Below are 15,691 nucleotides of genomic sequence, written 5' to 3' on the forward strand. Positions count from 1 at the left end.
TCGGCAATACTGTTTATGTTTTCACTTGGGGAAACTTGGTGCAAGCTGCCCAAAATTTAGGAGGAATTCAGAAGGTGAACCTGAGCCAACCAGCCGCATCATCCGGCAGTCAGCCCACTGCCAAACTGCCCGCCCATGAAACCGTCTACCAGACCTTGCGCGGGCAAATTCTGTTTGGCGATCTGGCGCCGGGGCAGGCGGTCACCATCCAGGGTCTGGTCGAGTCGTTGGGGGCCGGGATGACCCCGGTACGCGAAGCAATCCGCCGACTGATCTCTGATGGCGCGCTCGTGTTTCAGGGAAATCGCCGTGTGTCTGTGCCGATGTTACGTGAAAGTGACCTGAACGAGCTGATTTATGCAAGAAAAACAATAGAGTGTCAACTTGCTCGGTTGGCAACCACGCGTGTATCGGCGGATGATATCACCGCGCTGGAGGCCATCGACACAGCTCTGGATCAGGCTATTTCGGCAGGAGACGTCACTGGCTATCTGGTGCAGAACTACCGGTTCCACACGCGGCTTTATGCGTATGCCGATGCGCCTATCCTGACAGATCTGGCGGATCGGCTTTGGCTGCGCTTCGGTCCATCGTTGCGCGTGGTCTGTGGACGGCTCGGCACGCAGAGCTTTCCCGACCGGCACAAGGATATCCTCGAGGCCCTGCATCGCCAGGACGCAGATCTGGCGGCGCTGGCCATGGAGCGGGACGTCGCTCAGGGGATGGATCAGGTAAGTCAGGGGCTGAATCAGTCGAGCTGATTCGATTGACACGCTAGAATTTGATCATATTCTGGGCGCAATCTCTTCCTTCAGGAGTCTGCCCCATGACTGCGATTACAAATCACCTGCCCACGGCCGAGCTTCAGGCTCTGGATGCGGCCCATCACATGCACCCCTTCACCGCAAACGGTGAGCTGGCGGAAAAAGGCGCGCGGATTATCACGCGCGCCACTGGCGTCACGCTGACAGACAGCGAGGGCAACCAGATACTGGATGCCATGGCCGGCCTGTGGTGTGTCAATATTGGCTATGGGCGGGACGAGTTGGCAGATGTCGCCGCCCGCCAGATGCGCGAGCTGCCGTACTACAACACATTCTTTCAGACCACACACACGCCCGCGATCGCGCTGGCGGCGAAAATCGCCGAACTGGCGCCCGAGGGGCTGAACCATGTGTTCTTCGCCGGGTCTGGTTCAGAAGCCAATGACACCAATATTCGCATGGTCCGCCATTATTGGGCGATGAAGGGCAAGCCGACAAAATCAGTGATCATCAGCCGCAAGAACGGATATCATGGCTCCTCCGTTGGCAGCGGCAGCCTGGGCGGTATGACTGCGATGCACGAACAGGGCGGCCTGCCGATCCCGGATATCCATCATATCAATCAGCCCAACTGGTGGGCCGAAGGCGGCGATATGGCGGTAGAGGAGTTTGGTCTCGCGCGCGCTCAGGAGCTGGAACAGGCGATTCTTGAGTTGGGCGAAGACCGGGTCGCGGCCTTTATCGCCGAACCGGTTCAGGGCGCCGGCGGTGTCATTGTTCCGCCTGCAACCTACTGGCCCGAGATCCAGCGGATCTGCGACAAATATGAAATCCTGCTGATCGCTGATGAGGTGATCTGCGGCTTCGGGCGTACCGGCAATTGGTTCGGAAGCCAGACCATGGGCATTCGCCCCGATATCATGACCATCGCCAAGGGGCTATCGTCCGGCTATGCGCCGATTGGCGGATCTATTGTCAGCGACGAGATTGCAGCGGTGATTGGATCCGGTGAATTTAATCACGGCTACACCTATTCGGGCCATCCGGTTGCCGCCGCGGTGGCGCTGGAGAACCTGCGCATTCTCGAGGAGGAGAACATCATCGACAATGTGCGTGATGTTGTGGCGCCTTATCTCAAGGAGCAATGGGAGGCGCTCGTCGATCATCCGCTGGTGGGCGAAGCCAAGATTGTCGGCATGATGGGATCGATTGCACTGACCCCGAACAAGGCGACGCGCGCGGCCTTTGCCGCTGAAACCGGAACTGTCGGCTACATCTGCCGGGAGCGGTGCTTTGCCAATAATCTGGTGATGCGCCACGTTGGTGATCGGATGATCATCTCGCCGCCGCTGATCATCACACCCGAAGAGATTGATACGCTCATCGCGCGGGCGCGCCAGTCGCTCGATGAATGTTATGCAGCGCTGAAAGAGCGAGACTTGCTGCACAGCGCGTGACGCGGGCTGAAGCTGTTTGACCAAGGCGTCGGTTCCGGTCGGGAGCCGGCGCCTTTGCTATTTCCGCGAATCTTTGTGGCTCGGTCAAAGCTGCTCGGTCAAATTCGGTTATTTGAGTGTTTCCGGTAACGGACGTTTGCGATCAATCAAGGCGTGTACACATAGAGTTTTTATCTGATTGGCAATCTAAATCCTGTCGCTTTTCGATCCTTGTTCGTCGCAATACGTACCGTTTCCGGCGTTATCGGCCCTAAGGTAAACTACAGAGATGATCCGGACGATCCGGTTGCACACCAACACTCGTGTGTGCTTACATCACGACAGAAGTGCAGAGCTAATCTGCCGAACCAAACCAGGGAGCCTCACTTGGCTGATGCGTCAAACACGAGCGCGTTCGTTGAATTCGAACGCGTGCAGAAGAGTTATGACGGCGAGAACCTCGTTGTCAAAGATCTGAACCTCACCATGCCGAAAGGCGAATTTCTGACCATGTTGGGCCCGTCCGGTTCGGGCAAAACGACCTGCTTGATGATGTTGGCGGGTTTTGAGACAGCGACCCATGGTGATATTCGGCTTGGCGGCGTCTCGATCAACAATATTCCGCCTCATAAACGCGGCATCGGAATGGTGTTCCAGAACTACGCGCTTTTCCCTCACATGACCATTGCCGAAAATCTGAGCTTCCCGCTGGAAGTCCGCAACATGGGCAAGTCCGAGCGTGAGCAGAAGGTGAAGCGCGCGCTTGACATGGTCGAGATGGGCGCCTTTGGCGGTCGCCGTCCGGCCCAGTTGTCTGGTGGTCAGCAGCAGCGTGTTGCCTTGGCGCGTGCGCTGGTGTTTGAACCCGAACTGGTGCTGATGGACGAACCTCTGGGCGCGCTGGACAAGCAGCTGCGCGAGAAGATGCAGTTCGAGATCACCCATCTTGCACATCAGCTGGGCATCACCACTGTTTACGTGACCCACGACCAGACCGAAGCGCTGACCATGTCGGATCGCGTGGCAGTGTTCAACGATGGTCGTATTCAGCAGCTGGCGCCGCCGGATGAACTGTACGAAGAGCCGTCCAACAGTTTCGTTGCCCAGTTCATTGGTGAGAACAACACGCTGGAAGGCACGGTCAAAGAGGTCAACAATGGCATCGCGCTGGTACAATTGGACGATGGCGAATTGATTGACTGCAAGCCGATCAACGTCTCCAAACCCGGTGAGCGGACCCGCGTGTCGATCCGGCCCGAACGTGTTGAGTACAACAAGGACCGGATGCAGGAAGGCGCCCATACGCTCAAGGCTGAAGTGCTTGAGTTTATCTACATGGGCGACATCTTCCGCACCCGTCTGCGCGTCGCCGGAAATGATGAGTTCATCATCAAGACCCGCAACGCACCCGATCAGGTACGGTTGAAGCCCGGCCAGCAGATCGAAATCGGCTGGTTGCCTGAAGATTGCCGCGCGCTGGACGCCTGACGTCCGCGCGCGCCCGAACCTCCGGCAGCGAACGACCGGCGGACAATCCAGATAAATAACGATTTCAACAAGGAGTAGAGTGTCTATGAAACTCACCAAACTGACTGCCCTGGCAGCCACCACGGCACTGTGTGCGCCGATGGCGATGGCTGCTGATATGGCCAACGAGATGACCATCGTGTCCTGGGGCGGCGCCTATCAGGAAAGCCAGCTGAAGGCCTATGTGGTTCCTTATCAGGAAATGCACCCCGATCTGAAAGTGATCTGGGATGAAAGCTCGGCCGAGGCGACCGCAAAAATGCGCGCCATGACCGAAGCGGGCAATGTCACCTGGGATCTGGTCGACGTTGTTGCTTCTGATGCGATGCGTATGTGTGACGAAGGTCTCGCCGCCGAGCTGAACCACGACGAAGATTTGGCTGCGGCGCCCGATGGCACACCCGCAACCGAAGACTTCGGCGATCTGATCGTCAGCGACTGCTTCGTGCCGCAGATCGTGTATTCGACCACCTTCGGGTACCGCATGGACAAGGTTGGTGACACGCCGCCGAGCTCCATCTGCGATGTCTTCGACACTGCGAAATATCCGGGCAAGCGCGCCCTTCAGAAGCGTCCGATCGACAACGTCGAGTGGGCCCTCTACTGCGACGGCGTTGCCAAGGATGAGATCTACGACGTGCTGAGCACCGACGAAGGTGTGGAGCGTGCCCTGGCCAAGCTCGACACAATCAAGGATCAGGTCGTCTGGTGGACTGCTGGTGCGGAAACGCCGCAGCTGCTGGCAGATGGCGAAGTGGTGATGGGCTCGACCTTTAACGGTCGTCTGTTCTCGGCAATTGCTGAGCAGAACCAGCCGATCGAAATGCTCTGGGATATGCAGTCTTTCGACCTGGATGGCTGGATCGTTCCGGCTGATCTGCCCGAAGACCGCAAGGCTCGCGTGATGGACTTCCTGAAGTTCGCAACCGACACTCAGCGTCTGGCAGATCAGGCCAAGTTCATCTCCTACGGTCCGGCGCGCGCTTCCTCTGCGCCGCTGGTTGGCAAACACGCCATTCTGGGTATCGACATGGCACCGCATATGCCGACCGATCCGGCGAACTCCGGCAACGTTCATGTCTATGACTACGAATGGTGGGCAGACAACCGCGACGATCTGGACGCTAAATTCCAGGCGTGGCTCGCCAAGTAATCTGTCCGCGAACAGATACTGACATTATCGGGAAGGGGCTGTGTGCCTGGCGCGCAGCCCTTTCTCCACCAACAAAAAATTCCGACGGGGGCTCCTACCCATGAGCGATACCACCCACACCGGACCGGTCTTGGCCGCCGATGGCACGCCGCTGAAGCGTAGCCTGGCCCGAGCTCTCCGGATGCAGAAAATTCGCGCCCTGATGCTGATCGCGCCGCTTCTGCTGTTTGTTCTTCTGACCTTCATTCTCCCGATTGCCGACATGCTGTTCCGCTCGGTTGAGAATAGGATCGTCTCTGACACCCTGCCCAAGACCGTTGTCGCGCTTCAGGATTGGGATGCAAACTCCGGGCAGGCCCCGGATGAGGCCGTGTTTGCCGCATTGGCTGCCGACCTTCAGGTCGCCGCCGAAGAGAAGACCCATACGCGCGTCGGCTCGCGCCTGAACTACGAAAACCCCGGCATTTCTTCGCTGTTCCGCAAGGCCGGGCGCAAGGTCAAGCGTTGGGATCTGGCTCAGGATGGTCCGTTCAAGGAGCAGTTCTTCAAGATTGACAAGGACTGGACCGACCCGGAGGTCTGGCGCACTATCCAGACTTACTCTGGGGCCTACACCAACGGTTATTTTCTGAATGCGGCCGATTTCCAGAAAGGCGCAGAAGGGGCAGAGCTGCGACCCGAGAACGAGCGGATCTATGGGACATTGTTCCTGCGGACACTGATCATGTCGTTGGCGATTACGGTGAGCTGCATCATACTTGGATATCCGGTGGCCTGGATCCTGGCGAATTTGCCGTCCAGATCCGCAAACCTGCTGATGATCCTGGTGTTGCTGCCGTTCTGGACGTCGCTTCTGGTACGAACATCGGCCTGGAAGGTCATGCTGCAGCAGCAGGGCGTCATCAATGACACGCTGGTCTGGCTGGGACTGGTCGCAGATGATGCGCGCCTTGTGATGATCAATAACCAGTTCGGCACGATCGTGGCGATGACCCACATTCTGTTGCCGTTCATGATCCTGCCGATGTATTCGGTGATGCAGACTATCAATCCGTCCTATCTGCGCGCTGCCAAGTCTCTCGGCGCCACCAACTGGACGGCGTTCTGGCGGGTCTACTTCCCGCAGTCTGTGCCGGGTATCGGTGCGGGTTCGATCCTCGTCTTCATTCTGGCGATTGGCTACTACATCACGCCGGAGCTGGTCGGCGGCACCAAAGGTGTCTTCATCTCGAACCGGATCGCCTTCCACATCTCGCAGTCGCTCAACTGGGGCCTTGCGGCCGCGCTTGGCACTATTCTGCTGGTCGTCGTGCTCGCGCTCTACTGGGCCTATGACAAGATTGTCGGTATCGACAACGTGAAACTGGGATAAGACACATGGCTTTGACACCTGTTGAAAACCAAACTCCTGGTTTCGTGGCGATGGTCGCTGCGGCGGCCGGCGCCTTCTTCGGCCTGTTTGTCGGCACTGCGCAGGGCTCTGGCCTTCTGGGGGTACTGATCGGCGCTGCTCTTGTTGGCGGGCTGGGCTTTGTCTTGGCGGGGCTTCGCGATCAGGAGCGGCTGATCCGATGGATCCTGATCGCAGCCTTTGCCATCGCAGGCTTTGTGATGGGCGGGCTGCCCTCGGCCGTCATTGGTATACTGTTCGGTGCCTTTGTCGGCTGGTTCATCTTCTGGCTCTCGACGTCACGCTACCGTGTGCATCTGGCGCCATATCTCACACCTGGCCAGGTGCTTTGGCATTATACGTTTCGGGTGATCTGCGGGGCGGTCTTCGTTTTTCTGATCACGCCGATCCTTGTGGTGATGCCACTGTCGTTCAACGCTCAGGATTTCTTCACCTTCACGCCGGAGATGCTGCAATTCGATCCCGAAGGCTATTCGCTGAAGCACTATCGTGACTTCTTCACCAATGCCGACTGGCAGCAGGCGATGTGGAACTCCATCAAGATCGCGCCGATGGCGACCATTCTGTCGGTGGGTTTCGGTACGCTGGCCGCCATTGGCCTCAGCCAGCCGCATGTGCCCTTCCGTCGGGCCATTATGGCGATCCTGATTTCGCCGATGATCGTGCCGCTGATCATCTCGGCTGCCGGGATGTATTTTTTCTACAGCCGGATTGGTCTGCAGGGGACATACTTCGGTGTGGTCCTGGCGCATGCAGCCCTTGGCATTCCGTTTGTGATCATTACCGTGACCGCCACTCTGGTTGGTTTCGACCGGTCTCTGACGCGTGCGGCTGCAAATATGGGGGCCGGTCCGGTCACCACCTTCTTCCGCGTGCAGATGCCGCTGATCCTGCCCGGCGTGATTTCTGGTGGTTTGTTTGCCTTCATCACCTCCTTTGATGAAGTTGTCGTTGTGCTCTTTGTCGGGTCTGCCGGGCAGAAAACCCTGCCCTGGCAGATGTTCACCGGCCTGCGCGAACAGATTTCGCCGACCATTCTGGCGGTTGCGACCATTCTGGTCGTGGTGTCGATCTGCCTGCTGACGGTGGTCGAGATGCTGCGTCGCCGGTCGGAGCGTCTGCGCGGTATGAGCCCGAGCTAATATCCGCGTCATCCAACAAAAAGGCCCCGGTGAGAACCGGGGCCTTTTTGCGTTTCAGCGGATGCGGGGATCAGAGGCGTTCGATTGCGAGGGCGATACCTTGGCCGCCACCAATGCACATGGTGATGAGCCCCTTGGAGCCGCCGATCCGCTCCAGCTCGTAAAGTGTCTTCAGCGTGATGATCGCGCCAGTTGCGCCCACCGGATGGCCAAGCGCAATCGCGCCGCCATTCGGGTTTACCTTGGCCGGATCCAGTCCCAATTCCTTGTTCACGGCCAGCGCCTGCGCGGCAAAGGCTTCGTTCGACTCGATCACGTCAAAGTCGCTGGCGGAGAGCCCGGTTTTCTTCAGCAGGTTCTGCACAGCAGGCACCGGACCGATTCCCATCACTTCAGGGCGGACACCTGCATGGGCGTAGCCCAGAATACGGGCCTTGGGCTTCAGGCCAGCTTTCTGGGCAGCCTCAGCTGTGGCCATGACGATTGCGGCGGCACCATCGTTGATGCCGCTTGCGTTGCCAGCAGTGACACGGCCGTCCTTCTTGAACACCGGTTTCAGGCCGCCAAGTGTTTCCATTGTGCTGGCCTTGGGGTGTTCATCCACCTCAAAGGCCACCATGTCACGCTTCACCTTGACCTCGACCGGCGTGATCTGGCTGGCAAAATGCCCGGCCTCGATTGCCGCAGCGGCGCGGGTCTGGCTGGTCAGCGCAAATTCATCCATCTGGGCGCGCGTGATGTCATGCTCATCCGCGACGTTTTCTGCGGTCACCCCCATGTGACCGGTCCCAAAGGGGCAGTTCAAGGCGCCCAGCATCATGTCGAGCGCGCGGGCATCGCCCATTTTCTGCCCCCAGCGGGCGCTAGGTACGATGAAGGGGCTGCGCGACATGTTTTCGGCGCCACCGGTGAGGGCAAATTCCGCGTCGCCCAGCATCAGCGACTGGATGCCGGAGACAATCGCCTGTGCACCTGAGCCGCAGAGGCGGTTCACGTTCATCGCAGGCGTACCGTTCGGAATGCCGGCCTGCATCGCAGCGACACGACTCAGGTACATGTCGCGCGGTTCGGTATTGATCACATGGCCAAAGACCACATTGCCGATCTGCCCCGGCTCAACGCCGGAACGTTCCATAGCGGCTTTGGATGCCACGGTTGCCAGATCAATTGGGGTGGTGCCCGCCAGCGATCCACCAAAGGTGCCGATGGCGGTACGGGCGCCATCCAGGATCACGATATCGGTCATGGTCTCTCTCCTCATGAGTTTCGCGCTGATTATGCAGATGCAGCATGGCCTGTCCTGCGAAACGTGCCGTCATAACAGTTTAGCCATGATGCCGCTCCTGTTTGACAAATGGATTTCAAAGGCGCAGAGATTCCGCCATGACGGAAAATGTAGACGATATCCTGACGCTTCTGCCCGCCCGCCTGAAAGAGGCGCGTCGTGCCCAGGGCCTCAGCCTGGAGGCTGTGGCCAATCTCTCCGGTGTCAGCCGCTCCATGGTGAGCCAGATTGAACGCGGCGAGAGCTCACCAACGATTGCGACCCTGTGGAACCTGACGCGTGCGTTACAGGTGGATTTTGCGGGGCTGCTGGACAGTCAAGAGGCACAGGACCGGATCGAAGTCCTGCGCGATGGCGATGTCCCCTCAATTGAAAACATGGGGGAGGGCTGTCTGATCCGCATTCTTTCTCCACCTGAAGACGCCGGCGGCCACGAGGTCTACGATATCCGGCTCAAAGAAGGGGGCGCATTGAACAGCCAGCCTCATGGGCGCGGAACGGTCGAACACCTGACGGTTCTCGCCGGGACTGTTGCGCTCTGTTCGGGCAGTGCGACCGAACGGCTGCACGCAGGGGATACCGCCCGCTATGCTGCAGATGTGACGCATTCCATCGCTGCACAGGACGGTCCGGCACGTCTGTTTCTGATCGTGAAGAATGCGTGATTGGCCAGAATAGGCGTGCCTTCCATTTTGACGGATTTTTGTCCACTATCTTGAAATCCCCTATTCCGGAAATTTTTCCGCTATGCTAGAACTCCGACTCGAACGAGAAGGAGTTTCCGCATGTCTACTGATTTTCTGACCGACATCTCCAAGACCCTGGAAGAGATCAAAGCTGATGGTCTTTACAAGCGGGAACGAATGATCACCTCCCCTCAGGGGGGCGAGATCAGGGTTGGGGATGCGGCGGTCATCAACCTGTGTGCCAACAATTACCTTGGCCTTGCAGATCACCCCGACCTCATCGCTGCTGCGCGCGGCGTAATGGATGACAAAGGGTTCGGGATGGCTTCTGTCCGCTTCATCTGCGGCACTCAGGACATTCACCGGGAGCTGGAGCAGCGGCTGGCGAAGTTCCTCGGGAAAGATGATGCAATCCTGTTTGCTGCCTGTTTCGACGCCAATGGCGGGCTGTTCGAGCCGCTCTTGGGGCCGGAGGATGCGATCATTTCCGACAGCCTGAACCATGCCTCGATCATCGACGGTATCCGGCTGTGCAAGGCCAAGCGCTACCGCTACCTGAACAGCGATATGAACGATCTGGAGGCCTGGCTGAAACAGGCCCGGGAGGACGGCGCGCGGCATATCATGATCGCCACCGACGGCGTGTTCTCAATGGACGGTTATCTGGCGAAGCTGCCGGAGATCCGGGCGCTGGCGGACAAATACGATGCCATCGTGATGGTCGATGACTGCCATGCGACCGGCTTCATGGGCGCAACAGGCGCCGGCACGCCGGAGCATTTCGGAGTGGACGTGGATATCGTCACCGGGACATTGGGCAAAGCACTTGGGGGGGCCATCGGCGGTTACATCGCTGGGCCGCAGCCAGTGATCGACCTGCTGCGGCAGCGGGCGCGGCCCTATCTGTTCTCCAATTCGCTGCCGCCATCAATTGTTGCTGCCGGGCTGGAAGCGATCCGGCTGGTGGAGGAAGGTGACGGGCTGCGGGCGCAGCTGTTCGAGAATGCGAAATACTGGCGCGCGGGGCTGGAGAAACTGGGCTTTGATCTGCTGCCGGGTGAGCATCCGATCATCCCGGTGATGCTGGGCGAGGCGCAGCTGGCGCAGGACATGGCGGCGCGTCTGTTCGACGAGGGCGTCTATGTCTCCGGCTTCTTCTTCCCTGTGGTGCCGCGCGGCCAGGCGCGGATCCGCACTCAGATGAATGCGGCGCTGACACGGGATGAGCTGGACCGTGCATTGGCCGCCTTTGGCAAGGTGGGCAAGGAATTGGGGATCCTGTCATGAGCCGTCCGAACACGATGAAGGCGCTGGAAAAGAGCCATCCGCAGGAGGGCCTGTGGATGGTGCAGGCGCCGGTGCCGGAGATCGGCCCCGACGAGGTGCTGATCAAGGTGAAGAAGACCGGCATCTGCGGCACCGACATCCACATCTGGAACTGGGACGAATGGGCCGCGCACACCGTGCCGGTGCCAATGATCACCGGCCATGAGTTCGCGGGCGAGATTGTCGAGATCGGCCGCAATGTCACCGATCTGACGGTGGGGCAGCGCTGCTCCGGCGAGGGGCATCTGATCAAGACCGACTCGCGCCAGAGCCGGGCCGGCAAGTTCCACCTGGACCCGGGCACCCGCGGCATCGGGGTGAACGAGCAGGGGGCCTTTGCGCAGTATCTGAAACTGCCGGCCTTTAACGTGGTGCCGCTGCCGGAGGACATCCCGGATGAGATCGGCGCCATCCTCGACCCGCTTGGGAATGCGGTGCATACCGCGCTGAGCTTTGACCTCTTGGGGGAGGATGTGCTGATCACCGGCGCGGGCCCCATCGGCATCATGGCGGCGGCGGTGGCGAAACATGCCGGCGCGCGGCATGTGGTGATCACCGATATCAACCCGGACCGGCTTGCGCTGGCTGAACATGTGGTGCCGGCGGTGCGTGCGGTGAACGTGGCACAGGAAGACCTGCAGGACGTGGTGCGGGAGCTGGGGCTGAAACAGGGGTTCGACGTTGGGCTGGAGATGTCCGGCAGCCAGGCGGCACTCGACCAAATGGTGGAGGCGCTGGTAATGGGCGGCAAGATTGCACTCCTGGGCATTCCGCCGGGCAAATCGCCGGTCGACTGGTCACGGATCGTGTTCAAGGCGATCACCATCAAAGGCGTCTACGGGCGCGAGATGTTCGAGACCTGGTACAAGATGATCGCAATGCTACAGAACGGGCTGGATGTGAGCCGGGTCATCACCCACCGGTTCAGCGTCAATGATTTCGCCGAAGGCTTTGCGGCGATGAAATCCGGCTCCAGCGGCAAGGTGGTGCTGGACTGGACGTGATGTCGGGAAGAGGGGGCTTTGCCCCCTCGCGCCCCTGGCGCTCACCCCCAGGATATTTGAAGCCAGAAGATGGGCTTATGGGGTGAGGGCCTGTCGGCCTTTGCTGGTGAGCAACCAGACCAGGCCGGATTCGAAAACGGCTGTGCTGAGCGGTTTGCCGAAACCGGCGCCGCTGTCGAGGTTCACACGATTGCCATAATGCGTAGCGCGCTCCACCGGAGTGTGACCGTGAACGATAAGCTTGGGGTGGGGGGCGCGTTCCTGATGAAAGGACTGGCGTATCCAGACCAGATCATTTTCGATCTGGTTTTCCAGCGCAACGCCAGGCCGGATTCCTGCGTGGACGAAAGCGAGATCGCTGGTTTGATGCATGGTCGTCAAACGTTTCAGAAAGGCGACATGGCTGTCGGGGACCGCGGCTCTCGCCTCGGCATGGACGTCGGCAAGACGGGTTCGCTCTGGGAAGGTCACTCCGTAGCTTTCGAGCGTTTCGAGACCACCGATACGGTCGTGCAACCAGTGATAGCCCACCAGCATATGCGGGTCGTGGCGCGGCGTATCCTCCATGAACCAGGCGAACATGCGGTCGTGATTGCCCAATAGGGTTATCCAGTTGCGACCGTCCTTTTGCCCGGTGATCAGGTGATCGATCACCCCCCGGCTGTCGGGGCCGCGATCAATGAAGTCGCCCAGGAAGACCACCGACGCATCGCGCCCGCCATCTGCCTCGATCAGGCCCAGAGCCTCTTCCAGCATCCCAAGCTGGCCGTGGATATCGCCGATTGCATATATTGGGGCGGTCATGGGACTCTCCTGCGGGATATTCATGGTGCCAAACGAGAAATGCGCCGCCTTCATAGCTCGGCGGCGCATTCATTGAAATCTCTGATAGGCTAGGGATCAGCTGACATCAAACTGCAGCGGCTTGATCTGATTGAAAAACTCGGTTTCCGCCAAGGCCGCGCGAGCCGCAGCCGGTACCGGTTCATCAACGTAGAGCAGTGCGATCGCCTCACCGCCGGCCTGCGAACGGCCAAGCGTGAAGTTGGCGATATTCACGCCCATATCGCCCAGAATGCGACCGAGGGTACCGATGATCCCCGGCACATCCTCGTTGGTGGTATAGAGCATGTGCGCGCCCACCTCTGCGTCGATATTGATGCCCTTGATCTGGATGAAACGAGGTTTGCCATCCGAGAACACCGTCCCGGCCACCGAACGCTCACGCTTGCTGGTCACAACTGTGACCTTGATATAGCCGTCGAAGGCGCCGGATTTGTCCTGATTGGTGGTGGAAATCTGAATGCCACGTTCGCGCGCCACCACGGGCGCGGAGACCATGTTCACATCGGGATTGAGCTTCTTCATGATGCCCGCGACCACCGAGCAGTTCAGTGCCGCTAGGTTCATCTCGGCGGCCACGCCATCATAGAGGATGTTGATGGCCTGAATGGGTTCATCCGTCATCTGACCGATGAAGCCACCGAGATGCCCGGAAAGCGCGACCCATGGGCCCATCACGCGCGCCTCCTTGGCGGTCATCGAAGGCATGTTCAATGCGTTCTCAACCGCGCCGTCGAGCAGGTAATTCGACATCTGCTCGGCAACCTGAAGGGCAACGTTTTCCTGGGCTTCGCTGGTGGCTGCACCGAGATGGGGGGTGCAGACCACATTTGGCAGGCCAAACAACGGGTTGGTCATGGCCGGTTCTTCGGAGAAGACATCAAAAGCAGCACCGGCGACATGGCCTGAGGTCAGCAGCTCCGCCAGCGCCGCTTCATCCACCAAACCGCCACGGGCGCAGTTGATGATACGCACGCCTTTCTTGGTTTTGGCCAGGTTCTCCTTGGACAGGATATTCCGGGTCTGGTCGGTCAGCGGCACGTGCAGGGTGATGAAATCGGCGCGGGCGAGCAGCTCGTCCAGGTCAACCTTCTCAACACCCATCTTGTCAGCTTTCTCCTGGCTGAGAAACGGATCATAGGCGACCACTTTCATCTTCAGGCCGCGGGCGCGGTCGCAGACGATACCGCCAATGTTGCCGGCCCCGATCACGCCGAGCGTTTTGTTGGTCAGCTCAACGCCCATGAATTTGGATTTTTCCCATTTGCCGGCATGGGTGGAGGCCGAGGCCTCGGGGATCTGTCGGGCGACGGCGAACATCATGGCGATGGCGTGCTCCGCGGTGGTGATCATGTTGCCAAAGGGCGTGTTCATCACGATCACGCCCTTCTGAGAGGCGGCATCCTTGTCAATATTGTCCGTCCCGATGCCAGCGCGTGCGATCACCTTGAGATTGGTGGCATTGTCGAGGATTTTCTGGGTAACTTTCGTCGCGGAGCGGATCGCGAGACCGTCGTAATCGCCGATGATCGCGGCCAGCTTGTCCTTGTCTTTGCCAAGGTCCGGCTGAAAATCAACATCGATGCCGCGATCACGAAAGATCTGAACAGCAGCTTCTGAGAGTTTGTCGGAGATGAGAACTTTGGGAGCCATGTGTGGGGTCCTTCATGCGGGGGCCGGTCGGGCCGAATGTCTGGGTGAAACGCCTGTGTCGGCGGCAAGTCGTCTGATGCCTGCCCAGCTGGTGCAGGGCAGGCGCTTGGGGGTCAGGCTGCGGCGGATTGAGCTGCGATTTCAGCCTCAAACGCCCATTCAAGCCAGGGCAGCATGGCCTCGATATCAGAGGTTTCGACGGTGCCGCCGCACCAGATGCGCAGACCAGCAGGGGCATCCCGATAGGCGCCTATGTCCAAGGCGACATCTTCGGCTTCGAGACGTTTGGCAACAGCCTTGGCGAAGGCAGCACCATCTGCAATGCGCGCATCGGTGAACTTCAGGCAAACCGATGTATTGGAGCGGGTGGCAGGGTCGGCTGCCAGATTCGCAAGCCATGGCTTGGCGGCGCAGAAATTGAAGATTGCCTGTGCATTGGCGTTGGCGCGGGCCTTTAGCCCGTCAAGGCCGCCGACGGACCGCGCCCAGTCCAGCGCGAGAAGATAATCCTCAACGGCGAGCATCGAGGGAGTATTGATGGTCGCGCCTTTGAAAATACCGTCAATCAGCTTGCCGCCCTTGGTCAGGCGGAAAATCTTCGGCAGAGGCCAGGCGGGAGTGTAGCTTTCCAGTCGTTCAACCGCGCGGGGGCTGAGGATGATCATGCCGTGCGCCGCTTCGCCGCCCAGCACCTTCTGCCAGGAGAAGGTTGTCACATCCAGTTTGTCCCAAGGCAGATCCTGCGCGAAGGCGGCGGAGGTGGCGTCACAGATTGTGAGGCCCTCGCGATCAGCGGGGATCCAGTCGCCGTTTGGGACGCGCACACCGGAGGTGGTGCCATTCCAGGTGAAAACGACGTCCTTGGTGAAATCGACTGTGGCCAGATCAACCAGCTCACCATAGTCAGCGGTCTTGACGGTGGCGTCGAGCTTCAGCTGTTTCACCACATCGGTCACCCATCCTGCGCCAAAGCTCTCCCAGGCCAGCATTTCGGTTCCGCGGGCACCCAGCAGGTTCCACATTGCCATCTCGACCGCACCGGTGTCAGAGGCAGGAACGATCCCGATCTTATAGTCCGCCGGTACGCCGAGAATTTCGCGCGTGCCTTCGATCGCGGCCAGCAGCTTGTCCTTGCCGACAGCGGCACGGTGGCTGCGTCCCAGAGGAGCGCCAGCAAGCTTGGTCAGATCAAATGCGGGGGGTTTGGCACAGGGGCCGGAGGAGAAACGCGGATTGGCAGGTCGCGCGGTAGGTTCGTGCACGGTTGCGTGCAACGCCGGTTCTTCAATAGCCATAATGCTATCCTTCCAGATAAGCGCCTCTCGTTGGGGAGAGGTGTCCCGCTGATAGGGCTACTGGCTGAAATCCGGCTGGGCAACAGGGAAAATGACAAATAGCGGCTATATCGGAATCAATAGCGACGCATTCTGACGCCTTTCGGAAACAGATGGCACGCTGGGC

Annotated in this window: 13 protein-coding genes; 9 read left to right on the forward strand and 4 right to left on the reverse strand. The window is 59.4% G+C overall.

Annotated features, from left to right (window positions below):
- Window positions 1-74: 74 nt before the first annotated feature.
- From VWZ81_RS11195 to VWZ81_RS11220, 6 genes are all read left to right on the forward strand, one after another.
- Entirely contained in the window at window positions 75-761 is a 687-nt protein-coding gene (locus VWZ81_RS11195; RefSeq protein ID WP_416537716.1) for a GntR family transcriptional regulator, read from the forward strand.
- A 65-nt stretch (window positions 762-826) separates the two neighbouring features.
- A complete protein-coding gene (locus VWZ81_RS11200; protein WP_340547187.1) occupies window positions 827-2,221 on the forward strand; it encodes an aspartate aminotransferase family protein in 1,395 nt (464 codons plus the stop codon).
- 366 nt (window positions 2,222-2,587) lie between these two features.
- A complete protein-coding gene (locus VWZ81_RS11205) occupies window positions 2,588-3,688 on the forward strand; it encodes an ABC transporter ATP-binding protein (RefSeq protein ID WP_340547188.1) in 1,101 nt (366 codons plus the stop codon).
- An 85-nt stretch (window positions 3,689-3,773) separates the two neighbouring features.
- On the forward strand, window positions 3,774-4,880 hold the full coding sequence (locus VWZ81_RS11210; protein ID WP_340547189.1) for an extracellular solute-binding protein: 1,107 nt from the start codon (window positions 3,774-3,776) through the stop codon (window positions 4,878-4,880).
- Window positions 4,881-4,980: 100 nt separating this feature from the next.
- Window positions 4,981-6,252 carry an ABC transporter permease gene (locus tag VWZ81_RS11215; RefSeq protein WP_340547190.1) on the forward strand — a complete coding sequence of 424 codons (1,272 nt, stop codon included), beginning with the start codon at window positions 4,981-4,983 and terminating at the stop codon, window positions 6,250-6,252.
- Window positions 6,253-6,257: 5 nt separating this feature from the next.
- Window positions 6,258-7,433: an ABC transporter permease gene (locus VWZ81_RS11220; RefSeq protein ID WP_340547191.1), complete on the forward strand. Its 1,176-nt coding sequence runs from the start codon at window positions 6,258-6,260 to the stop codon at window positions 7,431-7,433.
- Window positions 7,434-7,503: 70 nt separating this feature from the next.
- Here VWZ81_RS11220 and VWZ81_RS11225 read toward each other — a convergent pair whose 3' ends face one another.
- Window positions 7,504-8,679 carry an acetyl-CoA C-acyltransferase family protein gene (locus VWZ81_RS11225; protein WP_416539855.1) on the reverse strand — a complete coding sequence of 392 codons (1,176 nt, stop codon included), beginning with the start codon at window positions 8,677-8,679 and terminating at the stop codon, window positions 7,504-7,506.
- A gap of 137 nt (window positions 8,680-8,816) precedes the next feature.
- On the opposite strand from VWZ81_RS11225, the gene VWZ81_RS11230 reads away from it, so the two are divergent.
- The 3 genes from VWZ81_RS11230 (at window position 8,817) to tdh (ending at window position 11,734) form a co-directional block, all read left to right on the forward strand.
- Entirely contained in the window at window positions 8,817-9,383 is a 567-nt protein-coding gene (locus VWZ81_RS11230) for a helix-turn-helix domain-containing protein (protein ID WP_416537714.1), read from the forward strand.
- A gap of 120 nt (window positions 9,384-9,503) precedes the next feature.
- On the forward strand, window positions 9,504-10,691 hold the full coding sequence (locus tag VWZ81_RS11235) for a glycine C-acetyltransferase (RefSeq protein ID WP_416537713.1): 1,188 nt from the start codon (window positions 9,504-9,506) through the stop codon (window positions 10,689-10,691).
- Between the two features lie 14 nt (window positions 10,692-10,705).
- On the forward strand, window positions 10,706-11,734 hold the full coding sequence (gene tdh / locus VWZ81_RS11240; protein ID WP_416542761.1) for an L-threonine 3-dehydrogenase: 1,029 nt from the start codon (window positions 10,706-10,708) through the stop codon (window positions 11,732-11,734).
- A gap of 75 nt (window positions 11,735-11,809) precedes the next feature.
- On the opposite strand, the gene VWZ81_RS11245 is transcribed toward tdh, so the two are convergent.
- The 3 genes from VWZ81_RS11245 to VWZ81_RS11255 all read right to left on the reverse strand — a co-directional run bounded on the left by VWZ81_RS11245 (window position 11,810) and on the right by VWZ81_RS11255 (window position 15,525).
- Window positions 11,810-12,538, reverse strand: coding sequence for a metallophosphoesterase family protein (locus VWZ81_RS11245; RefSeq protein WP_416542732.1), 729 nt, complete (start codon window positions 12,536-12,538; stop codon window positions 11,810-11,812).
- A 96-nt stretch (window positions 12,539-12,634) separates the two neighbouring features.
- The gene (gene serA / locus VWZ81_RS11250; protein WP_416534305.1) at window positions 12,635-14,230 is read right to left on the reverse strand and encodes a phosphoglycerate dehydrogenase; all 1,596 of its coding nucleotides are present in this window, start codon (window positions 14,228-14,230) and stop codon (window positions 12,635-12,637) included.
- A gap of 113 nt (window positions 14,231-14,343) precedes the next feature.
- The gene (locus VWZ81_RS11255; protein ID WP_416534304.1) at window positions 14,344-15,525 is read right to left on the reverse strand and encodes a phosphoserine transaminase; all 1,182 of its coding nucleotides are present in this window, start codon (window positions 15,523-15,525) and stop codon (window positions 14,344-14,346) included.
- Between the last annotated feature and the right edge of the window lie 166 nt (window positions 15,526-15,691).

Origin of the sequence: Phaeobacter sp. JH20_34 (genome assembly GCF_048056095.1) — a bacterium.
Taxonomy (GTDB): Bacteria; Pseudomonadota; Alphaproteobacteria; order Rhodobacterales; family Rhodobacteraceae; genus Phaeobacter; species Phaeobacter bryozoorum.

Excerpts from the sequence above, each read along its gene's own strand:
- VWZ81_RS11200 (WP_340547187.1), top strand. The coding sequence starts at position 827 with ATGACTGCGATTACAAATCACCTGCCCACGGCCGAGCTTCAGGCTCTG.
- VWZ81_RS11210 (WP_340547189.1), top strand. The coding sequence starts at position 3,774 with ATGAAACTCACCAAACTGACTGCCCTGGCAGCCACCACGGCACTGTGT.
- VWZ81_RS11215 (WP_340547190.1), top strand. The coding sequence starts at position 4,981 with ATGAGCGATACCACCCACACCGGACCGGTCTTGGCCGCCGATGGCACG.
- VWZ81_RS11220 (WP_340547191.1), top strand. The coding sequence starts at position 6,258 with ATGGCTTTGACACCTGTTGAAAACCAAACTCCTGGTTTCGTGGCGATG.
- VWZ81_RS11225 (WP_416539855.1), bottom strand. The coding sequence starts at position 8,679 with ATGACCGATATCGTGATCCTGGATGGCGCCCGTACCGCCATCGGCACC.
- VWZ81_RS11230 (WP_416537714.1), top strand. The coding sequence starts at position 8,817 with ATGACGGAAAATGTAGACGATATCCTGACGCTTCTGCCCGCCCGCCTG.
- VWZ81_RS11235 (WP_416537713.1), top strand. The coding sequence starts at position 9,504 with ATGTCTACTGATTTTCTGACCGACATCTCCAAGACCCTGGAAGAGATC.
- tdh (WP_416542761.1), top strand. The coding sequence starts at position 10,706 with ATGAAGGCGCTGGAAAAGAGCCATCCGCAGGAGGGCCTGTGGATGGTG.
- VWZ81_RS11245 (WP_416542732.1), bottom strand. The coding sequence starts at position 12,538 with ATGACCGCCCCAATATATGCAATCGGCGATATCCACGGCCAGCTTGGG.
- serA (WP_416534305.1), bottom strand. The coding sequence starts at position 14,230 with ATGGCTCCCAAAGTTCTCATCTCCGACAAACTCTCAGAAGCTGCTGTT.
- VWZ81_RS11255 (WP_416534304.1), bottom strand. The coding sequence starts at position 15,525 with ATGGCTATTGAAGAACCGGCGTTGCACGCAACCGTGCACGAACCTACC.